A 16,819-nucleotide genomic window follows, 5' to 3' on the forward strand; every position below is an offset into this window, starting at 1 on the left:
GTGTCCCGTGCCCGGCGGGCCCTGCGCCGACTGGGGCTGCTGGTCGTCATGGCCCTGGTCGCGGCCACGGGCGGCGCCGTCGCCGGTGCGGGCCCCGCCGCCGCGGCCGCCGCGGCGACGTTCACCCCCGGCGCCGCCTGGCAGGACACCGCGGGCAACGCCCTTCAGCTGCACGGCCTGGGCATCGTCAAGGCAGGCTCGACCTGGTACGGATTCGGCGAGAACAAGGCGGGGGAGTCGTCCTCGAACGCGGCCTTCCAGTCCGTCGCCTGCTACAGCTCGGCCGACCTCGCCCACTGGACCCGGCAGAACGACGCCCTGACCCGGCAGAGCAGCGGCGACCTCGGCCCGAACCGCGTCGTCGAGCGCCCCAAGGTGCTGTACAACGCAACCACGGCCACCTACGTGATGTACCTGCACATCGACAGCAGCTCCTACGGGGAGGCCAAGGTCGGCGTCGCCACCAGCAGCAGCCCCTGCGGGCCTTACAGCTACCGCGGCAGCTTCCAGCCGCTGGGCCAGCAGAGCCGCGACATCGGCCTGTTCCAGGACACCGACGGCTCGGCCTACCTGCTGACCGAGGACCGCGCCAACGGGCTGCGGATCGACCGGCTGTCGGCCGACTACCTCTCCGTCACCTCGTCCGTCCACGTCTTCGGCGACTACGAGGCCCCCGCGATGGTCAAGGCGGACGGCCGCTACTACCTCTTCGGCTCCAGCCTCACCGGCTGGTCCACCAACGACAACGTCTACGCCACCGCGACCTCGCTGACCGGTACCTGGTCGGCCTTCCGCCCCGTCGCGCCGGTCGGGACGCACACCTACAACTCCCAGACCGCCAACGTGATCCCGGTCGCGGGCACCGGCGGCACGGCGTACGTCTTCGCCGCCGACCGCTGGACCACCGCCGACCTCGGCTCCTCGCCCGAGGTGTGGCTGCCGCTGACCCTGGGCGGCGGCACGGCGGCGGTCTCCTGGCAGAACTCCTGGACCCTCGACACCGCCGCCGGCACCTGGACCGGCACGAGCAACCCCGCAGACGCCACCTACCGGATCACCGCCGCCAACAGCGGCAAGCAGCTCGATGTCAAGGACGCCGCGACCGCGGACGGCTCCGCCGTCGAGCAGTGGAGCGCCAACTCCGGCACCAACCAGCAGTGGACCCTGCACCGCGTCGGCGGCAGCACCTACACCGTGACCGGCGTGGGCAGCGGCAAGCCGCTCGACGTCCCCGGCGCCTCCACCGCGGCCGGCACCCGGCTGGACATCCGCGGCGCCGACGGGGCGGCCGACCAGCGCTGGATCCTCCAGGCCACCGGCGGCTACACCTCCGGGTCCAACTCCTCCTACGTCCTGGTCAACCTCGGCAGCGGCCTGGTCGCCGACGTGGTCAGCGGCTCCACGGCCGACGGAGCCCTCGTCGAGCAGTGGGGCGCCAACGGCGGCAGCAACCAGACCTGGTCGCTCGGCTGATCCGACCGGGAGCCCGGGTCCCCGGCGCAGGCCGGGGACCCGGGCCGCCACCCCACCCGATCACCCACCCACCGACCACCCACCGACCACCCCCACCACCCATCCCCTCACCCCACCGGGAGACGCCATGTCCTTCCCCGCCCCTGCCCTGCCGACCCCCGGCGCGCCCCCGCGCACACCCCGGACCGGGCACTTCGCCCGGCGCGCGGTGCCGCGCGCCGCGCTCGCGGGGGTGCTCGCCGCCCTGTCGCTCGGCGTCGCGTCCCCCGCGCACGCCGCGGGCAACACCTTGACGGTCAACGTCGGCACCACCGTCCGGCCGGTCACGCACGTCGCGGCCGGCGGCCTCTACGGCGTGGACACCGCCGGCACCCCGCCGCTCGACCGGCTCTACCCGCTGCACGTCAACACCTTCACCCAGCCCCCGCCAGGCACCCAGCAGCTCGGCAACGGCGCGACCCACCCCTGCTGCGACGCGCTGCAGGTCGGCGGCAAGGTCACCGACTCCGGCGGTCAGCAGTACATCCGGCTGCCCGACATCTTCAAGACCTTCCCCTACAACTGGGTGAGCTGGGCGGACTGGGAGTCCAAGGTCAAAACGATGGTGCAGTCACGTGTGAGCGCTAACACGACGACCGGCATCGCGGGCTACGAGATCTGGAACGAACCCGACGCCAACTGGACCACCAGCACCGGCGGCAACGCCGGCAGCTACCTGGACGCCTGGACGCGCACCTACCACGACATCCGCGCGATCGACACCGTCACCCCCATCGTGGGTCCGGGCGAATCCGCCTACAACCACGACTGGATGTACAGCTTCATGCTCAACGCCAAGAACACCGGCACCCTGCCCGCGGTCGCGGTCTGGCACGAGCTGGGGGACTTCAGCTACCAGAACGTCCAGGCGCACGTGGACGACTTCCGGGCCGTCGAGACCTCGCTCGGCCTGCCGCACATCCCCGTCTCCATCAACGAGTACGCCTCGCCGGGCCAGGTCGACCAGCCCAGCATCGGCGTCCACTACATGGCCGCCTTCGAACGCGCGGGCATCCACGACGCGGAGCGCGCCTACTGGTACGAGGCGGGCACCCTCGACGGCCTGCTCTACAACAACGCGCCGACCGCGTCCTACTGGGCCTACAAGTGGTACGGCGACCAGTCGGGGAACGTCGTCCAGACCGTGCCGCAGTCCTGGCTGGACGGTGTGGCCTCCTACGACGCGAGCCGCAAGCAGGTCAACGTCGTCTTCGGCGGCGACAGCGGCGCCAACACCGTACGCCTCACCGGGATGGGCGCGTTCGGCTCGCAGGTCAAGGCGGTGCTGTCCCGCACGGAGAACACCGGGCGGCACACCAACGAGGCCGCCCCGGTCACCGTGTCGACCACCACCTACACCGTGGCCTCGGATGGCAGCGTCACCATCCCCGTCGCCGGGATGGACGCCGTCGACGCCTACCAGCTGCTCGTCACACCGTCCTCCGGCGCGCCGAGCTGGCAGCAGACCTACGAGGCCGAGAACGCCACCGTCGCGGGCGCCAACCGCTTCAGCTCCTCGGCCGCCTCCAACGGTGGTTACGTCGGACAGATCGACAACGCCACCGACATGCGCAACGACAGCTTCGTCGACTTCCTCGTCAACGTACCGTCGGCCCGGACGTACACGATGAGCATCAAGTACGCCAACGCCACCGGCGCTGACGCCACCCAGGGACTGGCCTACAACGGCGGCGCCTGGTCCACCGTCACCTACCCGCCCACCGGTTCCGGCTGGGGTCACCCGACGGGCACGGCCACGGTCGGCGTCAGCCTCAAGGCGGGCTACAACATGATCCGGCTCGCCAAGGGTTCCCCCAACTTCGCCGGGGGCACCGGCTACGCCGAGCTGGACAGCATCACGCTCTCCTGAGCACGAGGCAGGTGCCGTCGCCGTCCGCCCCGCAGCCGCCGAGGAGGCGGCCCGGGACGGACGGCGACGCGCGGCGCCGGTCACTCCTGCGTCGGTCCGAGGTCCGGGGTGTCGCGCAGGTCCACCGCCGTGCGGGCGGTCGCGTGCAGCTCCAGGACGACGATCTCGTTGCGCCCCCTGCGCAGCACCGGCCCCGGCACGTACAGCAGGCGCTGCGGACCGCGCGACCAGTAGCGGCCCAGCGCGAAACCGTTCACCCAGGCGCAGCCCTTGGTCCAGCCGGTGAGGTCGAGGTACGTGTCGGCGGGTTCGGCCACGTCGAACTCGCCGCGGTGGAAGACCGGCCCGGCGACCGGCAGCGGCCCGGCGGCGGCGAAGTCCAGGCCCGACAGGTCGTCCAGCGGCAGCGCGGTGGACGTCCACCCGGTCAGCGGCTCGCCGTTCGCGGTCACGGGCCCGGTCAGGCCCTTGCGGTCGTGCAGCCCCGGCCCGTAGTTGACCCGGCCCTGGTTCTCCACCAGCAGGGCCAGCTCCGCGCCCGCGGCCGGGACGGTGAGGGTCAGCGCCTGCTCGTGGCTCTCGCGCTCCAGGACTCCCGCGGGCTGCGTGTTCACGAAAACCTGGGCCCGGTCGCGCACGCCCGGAGCGTGCAGCAGGACCGGACCGGCCGCCGTCAGCCGGGTCCGGTAGAGCACGAACCCGAGACCGTTTCCGGCGCCGTGCCGGGCGGCCAGCTCCTCCATGGTCAGCGGGCGTTCACCGGGGACCGGGCGGCCGAGGGCGGATGTTCGCGCAAGCAGCGGGGCGCGGGAGGTGAGCGCGATGCCGAGCTGGTTCAGCTTCTTCGACGGCGGGGGGAGCGGTCCGCCGGGGACGGGGGCGTGGCGGGCGATCACCTCGCGGAAGGCGGCGAACTTCGGCGTCGGGTCGCCCGCCTCGTCCAGCGGCGCGTCGTAGTCGTAGGACGTGACGGTCGGCCGGTAGGTGCCCTTGTCGTTGGCGCCGTTGGTGAAGCCGAAGTTGGTGCCGCCGTGGAACATGTAGAGGCTGACGCTCGCCCCCGCCGTGAGCAGCCGGTCGAGGTCGGCGGCGGCCGCCGCGGCCGGGCGTTCGGCATGGACGCCGCCCCAGCGGTCGAACCAGCCGTTCCAGAACTCCGTGCACATCAGCGGGCCTTCGGGCCGGTGCGCGCGCAGCGCGGCAAGGTTCTCCGCGACCCGGCTGCCGAAGTTCGCGGTCGCCAGCACACCGGGCACCGAGCCGCGCGCGAGGTCGGCGGGCTGGTCGCACGTGAACAGCGGGACGTCCACCGCGTGCCGCCGCAACAGCTCCACCAGAGCGCGCAGATACGGCTGGTCGTCGCCGTAGGCGCCGAACTCGTTCTCCACCTGCACCGCGACGACCGGCCCGCCCCGGGTGGCCAGGTGCGGCGCAGCACGCGGCAGCAGCTCGGCGAAGAAGCGCTCGACGGCGTCGAGGTAGCGCGGATCGGTGCTGCGCAGCCGGATGTCCGGTTCGGCCAGCAGCCAGCCCGGCAGCCCGCCGCCCTCCCACTCGCCGCAGATGTACGGTCCCGGGCGCAGCAGCACGTACAGGCCCTCCTCGCGGGCCAGCCGCAGGAACCGTTCCAGATCGAGCCCGTGCTCCCAGGTGAAGACGCCGGGGCGGGGCTCGTGCAGATTCCACGGCACGTACGTGTCCACGGTGTTGAGCCCGAGCAGGCGGGCCTTGCGCAGCCGGTCGCGCCACTGGGCGGGGTGCACGCGGAAGTAGTGCAGTGCGCCGGAGAGGATGCGGAACGGCTCGCCGTCCAGCCGGAATTCGTTCCTGTCGATCTGCAGTACGGGCATGGGTCGCGGTCCTCCGCGGGGGAGTGGGTGGTTGACGATGATGGTTGCGCAAACATCACACGCGCGCACGGACCCGCCCCGAACGTGCGGGCACGGATCCGGCAGGGTCAGTCGCTGTACGCGGGCGGCGGCGCGGAACTGGCCCGGACGACCAGCCGGGTGGGCACCAGGTCCGTACCGCGCTCCGCCGCGCCGTTGCGGATCTGCCGCAGCACGGTCGCCACACAGCGGCGACCGACCTCGGCGAAGTCCTGGCGGACGGTCGTCAGCGGCGGCGTGTAGGAGGCGGCCTCCGGGATGTCGTCGAAGCCGACGACGCTTATGTCCTCCGGCACCCGGCGGCCCGCCTCGTGCAGGGCGCGCAGCACGCCCAGCGCCATCTGGTCGTTGGCGACGAAGACGGCGGTGCAGCCGGAATGCCTCAGCAGCTGTCGCCCGGCGCGGTATCCGGACTCCGCCGACCAGTCGCCGCGCAGCAGCACGGGCCCGAGCCGGCCCCACCCGGCCAGCGCGTCCGCCCAGCCCGCGATGCGGCGCTCCGCGGCGAACGACTCCTCGGGGCCCGCCACGTGCCACACCGTGCGGTGCCCGAGGCCGAGCAGGTGCCGTACGGCCGCCGCCGCGCCGCCCGCCTGGTCGGTGTCGACCACGCTGTAGCGTTCGCCGGCGTTGGAGTCGACCACGACCACCTGGGCGCTGGGCGGAAGCGACACCGTGGCGGTGTCCAGGAGGTGTACCTCCATGACGATCACGATGCCGTCGACCGCCAGCTCGCCGAGCCGGGTGAAGGCTCCGCGCACCTCGTCCTGCGTCGGCACGGTCACCGGCAGCAGCGTGGTGGCGTAACCCTCCTCCGCCGCCGAGGTCGCGATCGCCTCCAGCGTGCGCATGTTGCCGGTCGTCGACATGTTGAAGAGGATGACGCCGAGGGTGCGGAAGTCGCCGCGCTTGAGGGCGCGGGCCGCGCTGTTCGGCCGGTAGCCCAGCTCCTTCATCGCCGCCAGCACCTGCTGCCGGGTCGCCTCCACCACCCCCGGGAAGCCGTTCGAGACCCGGGAGACGGTCTGCGCCGACACCCCGGCGAGCTTGGCGACGTCCGCCATCGACGCGCCGCGCCGCCGGCGGCCGGCCTCGGCGGCAGGCGGGGCGCTCGGGGCGGTCGGGATGGAGGCCGGCGGCACCGGACCGGTCGTCGTGCTGTCGCTCACCGTCGTACCCCTTGCTGGCGCCCCGCCGTGTCCGGCGGCGCGGTGGTCGTCCTCCGCGCGGGCCGCGCCCGGCCCGCGCGGGCGGGCGGGGAACGGCCCTTGAGTGATTGCGCAATCATAGGCGCGGGCAGGTCAGCCCATGCTGAAGCCCTGCTGCGTGCCGTAGGAGATCGATTTTTCCTGCCACGCCTTGAGGCCGTCCTTCAGCGTCGTCGAGGACACGTACGCCTTGCCGACGGTGTCGTTGAAGACGGAGTTCGCGTAAACCTGGTAGGGCAGGTACGACCAGCCGGGCAGGACGTTCTTCGCGGACTCGGCGAAGATCTTGTTGGCCTGCTGGCCGCCGAAGTAGGGGAACTGCTCGTCCTGGAAGGCCGGTGAGTCCAGGTCCGCCGTGGTCGCCGGGAAGGCGCCGCCCTTGACACGGGTCTGCACCCCGGCGCCCTGGTTCGCGTACTGCAGGAAGGCGTAGGCCAGCGCCTTGTGGTCGCCGCCCTGCATGACTGCGAGCGAGCTGCCGCCGTTCTCGGCGCTCGCGTGCCCGCCGGCCTGCCACTGCGGCAGCGGCGCCACCCGCCAGTCGCCCGCCGCGTCCTTGACGCCCGAGCTGAAGTTGGCCGGCATCCAGGCGCCGGTGGCGAGCGTGGCGATGGTCCCGTCGCCCAGGCCCTTGTACCACTGGTCGCTCCACGGCGTCACCGGCGAGACCAGGTGTTCGGAGACCAGTTGCTGCCATTGCCCGGTGAAGGTCGCTGTGCCGGAGTCGCCGCCGAAGTCGACCGACACCTTGGTGCCGTCGACCTTGTACGGCTTGCCGCCCGCCTGCCAGATGAGGCTGGTGGTCATACCGGCGTCGCCGGTGTCGCTGGTGATGTACGCCTTGGGGTCGGCCTGGTGCAGCTTGCGGGCGTCGTCGACGTACTGGGCCCAGGTCGTGGGCACGGGGAGCTTGTAGGTGTCGAAGACCTTCTTGTTGTAGAAGAGCGCCATGGGGCCGGAGTCCATTGGCAGCCCGAAGACCCCGCCGTCGATGTTCACCGAATTCCACGGGCCGGGGGAGTAGCTCTTCTCCAGCTCCTTGGCGCCGAAGGCGTTCAGGTCCGCGACCGACTTGCCGAGCGCGAACTGGCCGAGCGCGTAGTACTCGATCTGTGCGACGTCCGGGACGCCCTTGCCCGCCTGGACGGCGTTCTGCAGCGCGGTGTACTGGTCGTTGCCGGTGCCCGCGTTGACCAGCTTGATGTGCACCTTGGGGTACTTCGCCTGGAAGTCGGCGACCACCTGCTTGAGCGTCGGCTCCCACGCCCACACGGTGAGGGACCCGCCCTTGGCCAGCGCCGACGTGACCGCGTCCGCACCGGACGCCCCGCCGCTGCCGGACGACGAGTCGGAGCCGCCGGACGACCCGCAGGCGGTGAGTCCCGTCGCCGAGGCGGCGAGGACGGCCACGGCGGTGACCCAGCGGCGAAGCGCTCTGTTTCTCATCTCGTTTCACTCCGTTGTGCGTAGGTCCCGTTCGGACGGGACGGCAAGGGGCGGGAGGGCGGGGGAGGGACATCCGGGGAAGGGGCCGCGTCGGGGGCGGGGCTCACTCCTTGACGCTCCCGGCGGCCAGACCGGACTGCCAGTAGCGCTGGAGCAGCAGGAAGGCCGCCACGAGCGGCACGACGGTCAGCAGCGACCCGGTGACGACCAGGTTGAACACCGGCTGGCCGCCCGCCGTCAGGGCCTGCTGGTTCCACGAGTTCAGACCGACGGTCAGCGGGTACCAGTCCGGGTTCTTGATCATGATCAGCGGCAGGAAGTAGTTGTTCCAGGTCGCGACCATGGTGAAGAGCAGTACGGTGACGATGCCGGGGGCCAGCAGCGGCAGGCTGATGCGGAAGAAGGTGCGCAGCTCCCCGGAGCCGTCCACCCGGGCCGCCTCCAGCAGCTCGTCCGGGATCGCCTCGGCGGCGAACACCCACATCAGGTAGAGCCCGAAGGGCGAGACCAGCGACGGGACGACGACGGCCCACGGGGTGTCGGTCAGGCCCATCTTGCTGAACATCAGGAACGTCGGCACCGCGAGCGCGGCGCCGGGCACCGCGACGGCGCCGATGACCACGGCGAACACCGCCCGCCTGCCCGCGAAGTCGAACTTCGCGAGGCCGTAGCCGCCCAGCACCGCCAGGAAGGTCGCGCCGCCCGCCCCGAGCACCACGTACAGCAGCGTGTTGAGCAGCCAGCGCAGGAAGATGTGGTCGTCGTAGGTGACGGTCTGCCGGATGTTGTCCCACAGGGCGAAGTGGCCGCCGAACCACAGCCCGAAGGTGCTGAGCAGCTTGGGCTGGGTCTTGCACGCGTTGACGACGAGCCAGGCCAGCGGGACGAGCGAGTACAGCACGACGATCGATGTCAGCGCGGTCAGCAGCACGCTGCGGCGGGGCCGTCCCGGGGTGTGGCGGCGGGACGCGCGCCGGGCGCCCCGTTCAGCGGCGGTGCCGGTACCGGTTCGGATGCGGGTGTCGGTGTCGGCGGTCATCGGGTCGACTCCTTGCGCATGCCGCGCAGTTGGACGGCGTAGGCGACGATCATCGTGACGACTCCCATGACGATGGCGACCGTCGCCGCGTAGTTCTGCTGCCGGCCGGAGAAGGCCAGCGAGAAGGTGTAGAGGTTCGGGGTGAAGTAGGTGGTGATGGCGTTCGGCGCCAGGCCCTTGAGGATGCTGGGCTCGTTGAACAGCTGGAAGCTGCCGATCACCGAGAAGACGGTGGCGATGACGAGGGCGCCGCGGATCGCCGGGAGCTTGATCGCGGTGATGATCCGCCACTGCCCGGCGCCGTCGATCTCCGCCGCCTCGTAGAGCGAGCCGGGGACGACACGCAGCGCGGCGTAGAAGATGAGCATGTTGTAGCCGACGAACTCCCAGGTCACGATGTTGCCGATACCGGCCAGCACCCATCCGGGCGCGAGCGGGTCGGGCAGCGAGGTGTGCAGGTGCTCGTTGATGCTCGCGACGAGACCGAACTGCTTCCCGTACATGAAGCCCCACATGAGGGTGGCGACGACGGCGGGCACCGCGTAGGGCAGGAAGACCGAGATCCGGAAGAAGGCCCGCCCGTACAGCCGGCCGCTGTCCAGCGCCAGGGCCACCAGCAGGGCGATGCCGAGCATGACCGGCACCTGGATCAGCAGGAAGAGCCCGACGCGGGACACGCCCGACCAGAACTCGTGGTCGGTGAAGGTCTGCCGGTAGTTGTCGAGGCCGACGAAGTGGTTGCCGCCGATCAACTGGTCCCGGTAGAGGCTCAGATAGACCGAGTAGCCGATCGGCGCGAGGAACACCAGGGCGAAGACCGCCAGGAACGGGGCGACGAAGCCCCAGCCCGCCAGGCCGCGCCGCCCGGCGGTCCGCCCGCCGCCGCGTCCCGCGCGGCCGTGTTCCGCGCCGCCGCGTCCCCGGCCGGAGGCGGGACGGCCCGCCGCCGGGGGCGGCGAGATGACAGCCATGACTCACATCCATTCGTTCGGCACCCCTGCCTCTCGCCCCTCGCTCCTCGCAGGTGCCAGGTGCCAGGTGCCAGGTGCCAGGTGCCAGGTGCCAGGTGCCGGAGGCGAGGGCGGGGGAGGGCAGGGCGGCGATGGTTGCGCAACCATCACCCGGCGACGGGCTCTGTTTGCGTAAACATCTCCTCGGTGACGGCGATGTTCGCACCGCCCCTCAGGGACCGTCAAGGTGCGTGCGCGGTCGGCGATCGGAGCGTTCCCTTCGGCGCCTGCCCGGCCGCGGTGTTCCTGCGGTGCGCGCATGGTTGCGCGAACACCCGCCCACGGCCCCGCCTCTGACGCACTGCCACCGCTTGACCGGATACGTCCCCTGGGGCGTGGTGGCGTTACCAGCGCCGCGGGCGTGCTCTCTTGACGAGTTCTTGGAGCACCGCCCGTTCAGCGGTCGGCGGTGGCGGCCAGTCGGTGCAGCGCGGCGCGCGCGGGCGGTCCCCAGCTGGACTTGCCGCCGGGACGCCCGTGGTCCCCGGCGTCGCCGATGTGCAGGCACATCAGGGCGCGCAGCACCGCGTGGCCGCGGGCGCGGCGCACCGTCGCCGGGTCGGGGGAGGGGCGGTAGGCGCCGAGGAAGCGGTCGGCGGCGCCGTCCGGGAGCAGGATCCAGGCGGCGGCGAGGTCGAGGGCCGGGTCGCCCGCCAGGAGGTCGCCGAAGTCGATGACGCCGCAGAAGGTGCCGTCGGCGGTCAGGACGTTGGCCGGGTGCAGGTCGCCGTGCAGCCACATCGGCGGGCCCGCCCACTCGGGTGCCGCCGCGGCGTCCTCCCAGACCGCCCGGAGTGCGTCCGGGGCGTCCACCAGGCCGAGTTCGGCCGCCGAGGAGAGCGCGTCGGCGAGGTGCTCGGCGGTGGCGGACAGCGGTCCGCCGCGGCCGCGCCCGGTGGGGGCGCCCGCGGGGGCCGGGCGGTGCAGCGCGGTGAGGAAGGCGGCCAGTGCGTCGGCGGACTCCGCGGGCCGCGTCGCGGGGGCACGGTCGGCCGGCTCGCCGGGCACCCAGGTGGTGACGATCCAGGTCCGCGGGAAGCGCGCGGAGGGCTCGCCCAAGTACTGCGGGACGGGCACCGGCAGCGGAAGCCCCGGGGCCAGGCCGGGCAGCCACGCGTGCTCGTTGCGCAGCAGCTCGTCGGCGGACCGCGTCGCCCAGGGCAGCCGTACGGCCAGGTCGTCGCCCAGCCGCCAGATCTGGTTGTCCCAGCCGCGCGCGCCCAGCGCGAGGGGGCGGTCGGCGAGTGCGGGGCACTGCTCGCGCAGCAGCTCCCGGATCAGGTCCTCGGTGATGTCCGTCTCGGTGGCCGTCATGCCGGGCAAGGCTAGTGCGGTGACCGGAGAGGTTCACCGGTCCGCGGCGCCCCGCTGCCCCGTCACCCGCTGCCCCGTCACCCGCTGCCCCGTCACCCGCCGCGCCTCACGAGCCGCCCGGCGGGGTGCTCGTAGGGCGCGGCGGGCGGCAGACGTGCTCAGGCCGCGGGGTTGCGGCGTCCTCCGCGGCGGCGGGAGCTGCGGCCCGGGGTGCCCGCGCCGCCCGTGCCCTGGGTGGCCGCGCGGCCCGCGGAAGCGGCGGTGGCGGCCGGTTTGCGGGCGGATACCGAGGCGCCGGAGGCGGCGCCGGACGCCGTGGACCGGCGGCGTCCGGGCTGGGCGCCGGCCTTCGTTCCGGGCTGCCCCCCGGACCGGGCGCCGGGCTGGCCGCCGGACCTGCCGCCCGCCTGGCCGCCCGACCGTGTCGCGGGCTTGCGCGGCGCGCGGGTCCTGGTGGGGGCGGGGGGCTGCGGGACCTCGATCGTCACCGGCGTGCCGGACGGTACGCGGGCGCCGGTGATCTCGGCCAGTTCGGCGTCGCTCGACGTGAGGCGGGCGATCCGGGGGCGGATGCCGGCGTGCGAGAACAGCCGGGTGACGTCGCGTTTCTGCTCGGGCAGCACCAGCGTGACCACGCTGCCGGAACCGCCCGCGCGGGCGGTGCGGCCGCCGCGGTGCAGGTAGTCCTTGTGGTCGGTGGGCGGATCGACGTTCACCACGAGGTCGAGGTCGTCGATGTGTATGCCGCGGGCCGCGACGTTCGTCGCGACGAGCGCGGTGACCTGCCCGTTGCGGAACTGCTCCAGCGTCCGGTTGCGCTGCGGCTGGGAGCGGCCGCCGTGCAGCGCGGCCGCCCGGACGCCGACGGCGAGCAGCCGCTTGGTGAGCCGGTCGGCCGAGCGCTTGGTGTCGAGGAAGAGCAGGACCCGGCCGTCGCGGGCCGCGATGTGCGCGGTGACGGTCTTCTTGTCGGTCTCGTCCTGGAGGTGGAGCACGTGGTGCTCCATCGTGGTCACCGCACCGGCGGACGGGTCCACCGAGTGCACCACGGGGTCGGTCAGGAACCGCTGTACCAGGCGGTCGATGTTGTGGTCCAGGGTGGCCGAGAAGAGCATCCGCTGGCCGTCGGGGCGCACCTGCCGGATCAGCTTGGTGATCTGCGGCAGGAAGCCCATGTCCGTCATCTGGTCGGCCTCGTCCAGCACCGTGATGCGCACGTCGCCGAGCACGCAGTCCCCGCGGTCGACGAGGTCGTTGAGCCGGCCGGGGCTCGCCACGACGACCTCGACACCGCGCCGCAGCGTCGCGGCCTGCTTGGTGATCGACAGCCCGCCGACCACGGTCGCCAGCCGCAGGTTCACCGCCGTCGCGTACGGCGTCAGCGCGTCCGTCACCTGCTGCGCGAGTTCGCGGGTGGGGACGAGCACGAGGGCCAGCGGTGCCTTGGGCTGCGCGCGCAGCCCGGCGGTCCGGGCCAGCAGGGCGAGCCCGAAGGCCAGCGTCTTGCCGGAGCCGGTGCGGCCGCGGCCCAGCAGGTCGCGGCCCGCGAGCGAGTTGGGCAGCGTCGCGGCCTGGATGGGGAAGGGTGTGCTCAGGCCCTGCGCGGTGAGGGTCGTGAGCAGGGCCGCGGGCATGTCCAGGTCGGCGAACTCCTCGACTGCGGGAAGTGCGGGGGTCGTGCTCTCCGGCACCCGGAATTCCCTGGGCGACGAGGGCGCCGACGACGCGGGCGCGGCGGCGCGGCCGTTCGGCTTCTGGGACCTGCGGGACATGCGGCTGTCTGCCTTCCTGGATACAACACAAACCGGGATCCGCACCGTGACGGTGCGGATCCCGGCGAGCTACTCCGCGTTCCTGCGATCAGGCGGGAACGATGTTCTCCGCCTGCGGGCCCTTCTGGCCCTGCGTGACGTCGAAGCTGACCCGCTGGCCCTCGTGGAGCTCACGGAAGCCCTGGCTCGCGATGTTCGAGTAGTGGGCGAAGACGTCCGGGCCGCCGCCGTCCTGCTCGATGAATCCGAAACCCTTTTCGGAGTTGAACCACTTCACGGTTCCCTGTGCCATGACTTTCTCCTTCAGTAGGCAGAGGCCCCATCCGGAGATGCCGGAAAAAACTAATGCGCCTGCAGGAAACATTTCCGTCAGGCGCACATAGGTTCATGGGTACCACAACTGCAACGCATTCATCGTAGCACGACCGGGCGCCCCGCGTCGGACGGCCCCGCGGCCGCCGCGCCGGGCTCATCCGGAGCCGTCGGCCAGCTTCGCGGCGACCCGGTCGTGGAAGCTCCGGCGCCCCAGCGCCCGCTCGACGTCGGCGACGGCGCGGGACAGCGGGTAGGGGATCTCGGCCTCCAGTTCGGCGAGGGCCGCCTCGGTGGCCCGCCACTCGGCCGCCAGCTGCCCGACCACCCGGCGGGCCTTGTCGGTGAGCGCGACCTTCCTGGTCCGCGCGTCGTCGCCGACGACCGTCGTGACCCACCCGGCCTTCCGCATCGCGGCGACCTTCTGGCTGAGCGCGGAGTGCGTGCGCCGGACGGACTCGGCCAGCTCCGCGATGGTCATGGGACCGCGCGCGTGCAGCCGGAGCAGCTCCATCACGTAGGCGGGCTTGAGCCCCTCGATCCGCTGGTCGGCGTAGATCCGTGCGATGTCGGCGTCGATCGTGGCCTGGAGCACGCTCAGCGGCCGCCAGAGGCTCTGCTCCGTGGGGTCGCCCGGGTCGCTGTCGGCCATGCGCGCATCCTAGCCGCCGGGCGCGCCCGGCCCTTTTCCGGCGGTTCCGCCGCCGACCGGTCGTGCGGATCGCGGCGGTCTTGCCGCCGTCCGGGCGCCCGGATAACGTGCCGGTCGTGGCAGATCCGACGGATTGCGGCGGCACGTCCCCGTCCGGGACACCTGCGGCGGATTCCACGGGCGCGGCCGGGACGGCGGATACGGAATTACGCCGGGCGGTACGCGGGAAACTGCTGGTCGATATCGGGCCGCTGCGGGATTCGCCGGACTTCCGGCGGCTGTGGTGCGGCCAGACCGTATCGACGACGGGGAATATGGTCACCGGCGTCGTGGTGCCCCTCCAGGTGTACGCGCTGACGCGCTCACCGGCGGCGGTCGGGCTGGTGAGCCTGGTGGAGGCGGTGCCGACGATCGCGCTGGGCCTGTTCGGCGGGGCCCTGGCGGACTCCTTCGACCGCCGCAGGCTGCTCGCCCTGACCTCGGGGCTGTCGGCGCTGGTCTCGGCCGTGTTCGCGCTCCAGGCGGCGCTGGGCGTGCGGCAGCTGTGGCTGCTTCTGCTGCTCGCGGGTGTCCAGGCGTGCCTGTTCGCGCTCAGCACGCCCGTGTCGCGCACGTTCATGCCGCTGCTGCTGCCGCCGGAGCGGTACACCGAGGGTGCGGCCCTGCAGCAGATGTCCTTCCAGGCGAGCGTGGTCGCCGGTCCGCTGCTCGCAGGGGTGCTGATCGCCTCGGCGGGCGCGGCGACGGCCTATGCGCTGGACGCGGTGAGCTTCGTCTTCGTGGTCCGTTCGGCGCTGCGGCTGCCGCCGATGCCCGCCCGGCGGAAGGCGGACGCGCCGGGGCTGGCGTCGGTGACCGAGGGTCTGCGGTTCGTGCGCGACCACGCCGCCCTGCGGTCGGTCCTGCTGCTGGACGTCAACAACACGGTGTTCGGGATGCCGTTCGCCCTCTTCCCCGCCTTCGCGCAGGGGCAGTTGCACGGCGGCCCGCGCACCGCCGGGCTGCTCTACGCGGCGCCCGCGGCGGGCGGGGTGCTCGCGGCCGCGGCGTCGGGGGCCCTGCCGGGCGTGCGCCGGCAGGGGCGGGCACTGCTCGCGGCCGGCTGCTGCTGGGGGCTGGCGGTCGCCGGGTTCGGGCTCGCACGGTCGGTGTGGCTGGCGGTGCCGCTGCTGGCCGTCGCGGGCGCGGCGGACATGGTCGGGGGTGTCTTCCCGGTCGGCGATCCTCCAGACGCGCACCCCGGACGCCCTGCGCGGCCGGGTGAACGCGGTCGGCTTCGTGACCGGCGAGGCCGGACCGCGGCTGGGCAACGCCGAGGCGGGCGCGGTGGGCTCCCTCGTCTCACCCGCGTTCAGCGCCGTCAGCGGGGGAGCCGCCTGCCTCGCGGGCCTCTTCCTTGCCGCGGCCAGGACTCCCGCGCTGCTGCGGTACGAGCCCGGTCCGCACCCCGTGCCGCCCGCCCCGGCGGCGGGCGGCATCTGATCCGGCGCGGGTGTCCGCGCGGATCAGGCGTCGGGCTCCGCGGTGAGGCGCCGCAGCAGGGTCAGCAGGGTGGCGCGGTCGGCGGCGGGGAGCGGGGCGAAGCAGGCGGTGAGGACCTCGTCGGCGACGGTGTGCCCGGCGGCCAGGACCTCCTGGCCCGCGGGGGTGAGGTGGTGGGCGATGCGGCGGCCGCGGCCGGGGCGGCGTTCGACGAGGTCCTGGGCGGTCAGCCGGGTGGCGAGGGTGCCGAAGGCCTGCTCGGTCTGGAAGGTCGCCGCCGCGAGCTCGCGGGCCGAGGCGCCGGGAGAGCGGCTGATCGCGCGCAGGGCGTCCCACTGGGCGAGGGTCGTGCCGACGGCCGCGAGGGCGGCGTCGAGGGACCGGTGCTGGCGGTACTGGGCCTGCTTGACCGCCCTGCCGAGTTCTTGCAGCTCACCATGCATGGAGCAAGCCTAGAGCATGACTAAACTAGCTTATATAAAGATGTTTAGTTAAAGTGGCGGTCATGCGAACCACGACCCGAACCCTGTACCCCGACCTGCCCCTGACCGTCTCCGAGGCCGGCAGCGGCAGGCCCGTGCTGGTCCTGCACGGGGGCGGCGGCCCCGCGACGACCGCCGGGCTCGCCGGGCACCTCTCGCGCGGCGCGCACGTCCTCATGCCCGTCCACCCCGGATGGGACGGCACCCCGCGGCCCGAGCGGCTCTCCGGCGTGGACGACCTCGCCGTCGCCCACCTGCGCCACCTGAGCGACCGCGGGCTGAGCGACGTCCTCGTCGTCGGCTCCTCGCTCGGCGGGTGGGTGGCCGCCGAGATGGCCCTGCGCGACACCGCGGGCCGCATCAGCGGCCTCGTCCTCGTCGATGCCGTGGGCGTGGCCGTCGTCGGCGAGCCGATCACCGATGTCTTCGCCCTCGACGCCCGTGGCCTCGCCGAGCACTCCTGGCACGACGCCGACCCCCACTACGCCGACCCGGCCACCCTGCCCGCGGCCGAGCGCGCCCGGCGGCAGGCCAACGCGGCCACCATGCGCGTCCTCGCGGGCGACCCCTATATGCACGACCCCGGCCTGTCGGCCCGCCTCGGCGGCGTCCGCGTCCCCACCGCGGTGCTGTGGGGCGAGAGCGACCGCGTCGTCACCCCGGCCTACGGCAAGGCCTACGCCGCCGCCTTCCCCGACGCGCGGTTCGAGGTGATCCCCGCGGCGGGCCACCTCCCGCACATCGAGCGTCCCGAGGCCACCTTCGCCCTCGTCGACGCCCACCTGCGGCGCACCGCCGCACCGCCCGCCGCCGGGTGAGCGGCGGCCCCGC

Annotated in this window: 14 protein-coding genes and 1 pseudogene; 5 read left to right on the forward strand and 10 right to left on the reverse strand. The window is 73.0% G+C overall.

Annotation, left to right across the window (positions count from 1 at the left end; all coding sequences use genetic code 11):
* The gene (locus tag ACWERV_RS27605; protein ID WP_452937982.1) at positions 1–1,473 is read left to right on the forward strand and encodes an RICIN domain-containing protein; all 1,473 of its coding nucleotides are present in this window, start codon (positions 1–3) and stop codon (positions 1,471–1,473) included.
* Between the two features lie 127 nt (positions 1,474–1,600).
* Positions 1,601–3,382: an RICIN domain-containing protein gene (locus tag ACWERV_RS27610; protein WP_452937985.1), complete on the forward strand. Its 1,782-nt coding sequence runs from the start codon at positions 1,601–1,603 to the stop codon at positions 3,380–3,382.
* Positions 3,383–3,462: 80 nt separating this feature from the next.
* On the opposite strand, the gene ACWERV_RS27615 is transcribed toward ACWERV_RS27610, so the two are convergent.
* From ACWERV_RS27615 to ACWERV_RS27655, 9 genes are all read right to left on the reverse strand, one after another.
* Positions 3,463–5,232, reverse strand: a complete 1,770-nt coding sequence (locus ACWERV_RS27615; RefSeq protein ID WP_452937988.1) for a beta-galactosidase — start codon at positions 5,230–5,232, stop codon at positions 3,463–3,465.
* A 107-nt stretch (positions 5,233–5,339) separates the two neighbouring features.
* Positions 5,340–6,335: a LacI family DNA-binding transcriptional regulator gene (locus tag ACWERV_RS27620; protein WP_398189976.1), complete on the reverse strand. Its 996-nt coding sequence runs from the start codon at positions 6,333–6,335 to the stop codon at positions 5,340–5,342.
* Between the two features lie 237 nt (positions 6,336–6,572).
* Positions 6,573–7,925 carry an ABC transporter substrate-binding protein gene (locus ACWERV_RS27625; RefSeq protein WP_452937991.1) on the reverse strand — a complete coding sequence of 451 codons (1,353 nt, stop codon included), beginning with the start codon at positions 7,923–7,925 and terminating at the stop codon, positions 6,573–6,575.
* A 103-nt stretch (positions 7,926–8,028) separates the two neighbouring features.
* Positions 8,029–8,964: a carbohydrate ABC transporter permease gene (locus ACWERV_RS27630; protein WP_398189715.1), complete on the reverse strand. Its 936-nt coding sequence runs from the start codon at positions 8,962–8,964 to the stop codon at positions 8,029–8,031.
* Complete coding sequence (locus ACWERV_RS27635) at positions 8,961–9,935, reverse strand: carbohydrate ABC transporter permease (protein WP_452937995.1); 975 nt, start codon at positions 9,933–9,935, stop codon at positions 8,961–8,963. The genes ACWERV_RS27630 and ACWERV_RS27635 overlap by 4 nt, the downstream gene beginning before the upstream one ends.
* Before the next feature lie 435 nt (positions 9,936–10,370).
* Positions 10,371–11,288: an aminoglycoside phosphotransferase family protein gene (locus ACWERV_RS27640; RefSeq protein ID WP_452937997.1), complete on the reverse strand. Its 918-nt coding sequence runs from the start codon at positions 11,286–11,288 to the stop codon at positions 10,371–10,373.
* A gap of 158 nt (positions 11,289–11,446) precedes the next feature.
* Positions 11,447–13,060, reverse strand: a complete 1,614-nt coding sequence (locus ACWERV_RS27645) for a DEAD/DEAH box helicase (protein ID WP_452938000.1) — start codon at positions 13,058–13,060, stop codon at positions 11,447–11,449.
* 88 nt (positions 13,061–13,148) lie between these two features.
* The gene (locus ACWERV_RS27650) at positions 13,149–13,352 is read right to left on the reverse strand and encodes a cold-shock protein (protein ID WP_031512004.1); all 204 of its coding nucleotides are present in this window, start codon (positions 13,350–13,352) and stop codon (positions 13,149–13,151) included.
* Between the two features lie 177 nt (positions 13,353–13,529).
* On the reverse strand, positions 13,530–14,024 hold the full coding sequence (locus ACWERV_RS27655) for a MarR family winged helix-turn-helix transcriptional regulator (protein ID WP_452938002.1): 495 nt from the start codon (positions 14,022–14,024) through the stop codon (positions 13,530–13,532).
* Between the two features lie 116 nt (positions 14,025–14,140).
* On the opposite strand from ACWERV_RS27655, the pseudogene ACWERV_RS27660 reads away from it, so the two are divergent.
* Together ACWERV_RS27660 and ACWERV_RS27665 are read left to right on the forward strand one after the other, a co-directional pair.
* Positions 14,141–15,154 (forward strand): annotated as a pseudogene (locus ACWERV_RS27660) (MFS transporter); the annotation flags it as partial.
* Positions 15,155–15,227: 73 nt separating this feature from the next.
* Positions 15,228–15,506, forward strand: a complete 279-nt coding sequence (locus tag ACWERV_RS27665) for a hypothetical protein (RefSeq protein WP_452938004.1) — start codon at positions 15,228–15,230, stop codon at positions 15,504–15,506.
* A 23-nt stretch (positions 15,507–15,529) separates the two neighbouring features.
* On the opposite strand, the gene ACWERV_RS27670 is transcribed toward ACWERV_RS27665, so the two are convergent.
* The gene (locus ACWERV_RS27670; protein WP_452938006.1) at positions 15,530–15,949 is read right to left on the reverse strand and encodes a MarR family winged helix-turn-helix transcriptional regulator; all 420 of its coding nucleotides are present in this window, start codon (positions 15,947–15,949) and stop codon (positions 15,530–15,532) included.
* A gap of 62 nt (positions 15,950–16,011) precedes the next feature.
* On the opposite strand from ACWERV_RS27670, the gene ACWERV_RS27675 reads away from it, so the two are divergent.
* On the forward strand, positions 16,012–16,806 hold the full coding sequence (locus tag ACWERV_RS27675) for an alpha/beta fold hydrolase (protein ID WP_452938008.1): 795 nt from the start codon (positions 16,012–16,014) through the stop codon (positions 16,804–16,806).
* Positions 16,807–16,819 lie beyond the last annotated feature (13 nt).

This window comes from Streptomyces sp. NPDC004031, assembly GCF_053604375.1.

Bases quoted from the DNA above. Each gene is read 5' to 3' on its own strand.
- ACWERV_RS27610 (WP_452937985.1), top strand. From the start codon at position 1,601: ATGTCCTTCCCCGCCCCTGCCCTGCCGACCCCCGGCGCGCCCCCGCGC.
- ACWERV_RS27615 (WP_452937988.1), bottom strand. From the start codon at position 5,232: ATGCCCGTACTGCAGATCGACAGGAACGAATTCCGGCTGGACGGCGAG.
- ACWERV_RS27620 (WP_398189976.1), bottom strand. From the start codon at position 6,335: ATGGCGGACGTCGCCAAGCTCGCCGGGGTGTCGGCGCAGACCGTCTCC.
- ACWERV_RS27625 (WP_452937991.1), bottom strand. From the start codon at position 7,925: ATGAGAAACAGAGCGCTTCGCCGCTGGGTCACCGCCGTGGCCGTCCTC.
- ACWERV_RS27630 (WP_398189715.1), bottom strand. From the start codon at position 8,964: ATGACCGCCGACACCGACACCCGCATCCGAACCGGTACCGGCACCGCC.
- ACWERV_RS27635 (WP_452937995.1), bottom strand. From the start codon at position 9,935: ATGGCTGTCATCTCGCCGCCCCCGGCGGCGGGCCGTCCCGCCTCCGGC.
- ACWERV_RS27640 (WP_452937997.1), bottom strand. From the start codon at position 11,288: ATGACGGCCACCGAGACGGACATCACCGAGGACCTGATCCGGGAGCTG.
- ACWERV_RS27645 (WP_452938000.1), bottom strand. From the start codon at position 13,060: ATGTCCCGCAGGTCCCAGAAGCCGAACGGCCGCGCCGCCGCGCCCGCG.
- ACWERV_RS27650 (WP_031512004.1), bottom strand. From the start codon at position 13,352: ATGGCACAGGGAACCGTGAAGTGGTTCAACTCCGAAAAGGGTTTCGGA.
- ACWERV_RS27655 (WP_452938002.1), bottom strand. From the start codon at position 14,024: ATGGCCGACAGCGACCCGGGCGACCCCACGGAGCAGAGCCTCTGGCGG.
- ACWERV_RS27670 (WP_452938006.1), bottom strand. From the start codon at position 15,949: ATGCATGGTGAGCTGCAAGAACTCGGCAGGGCGGTCAAGCAGGCCCAG.
- ACWERV_RS27675 (WP_452938008.1), top strand. From the start codon at position 16,012: ATGCGAACCACGACCCGAACCCTGTACCCCGACCTGCCCCTGACCGTC.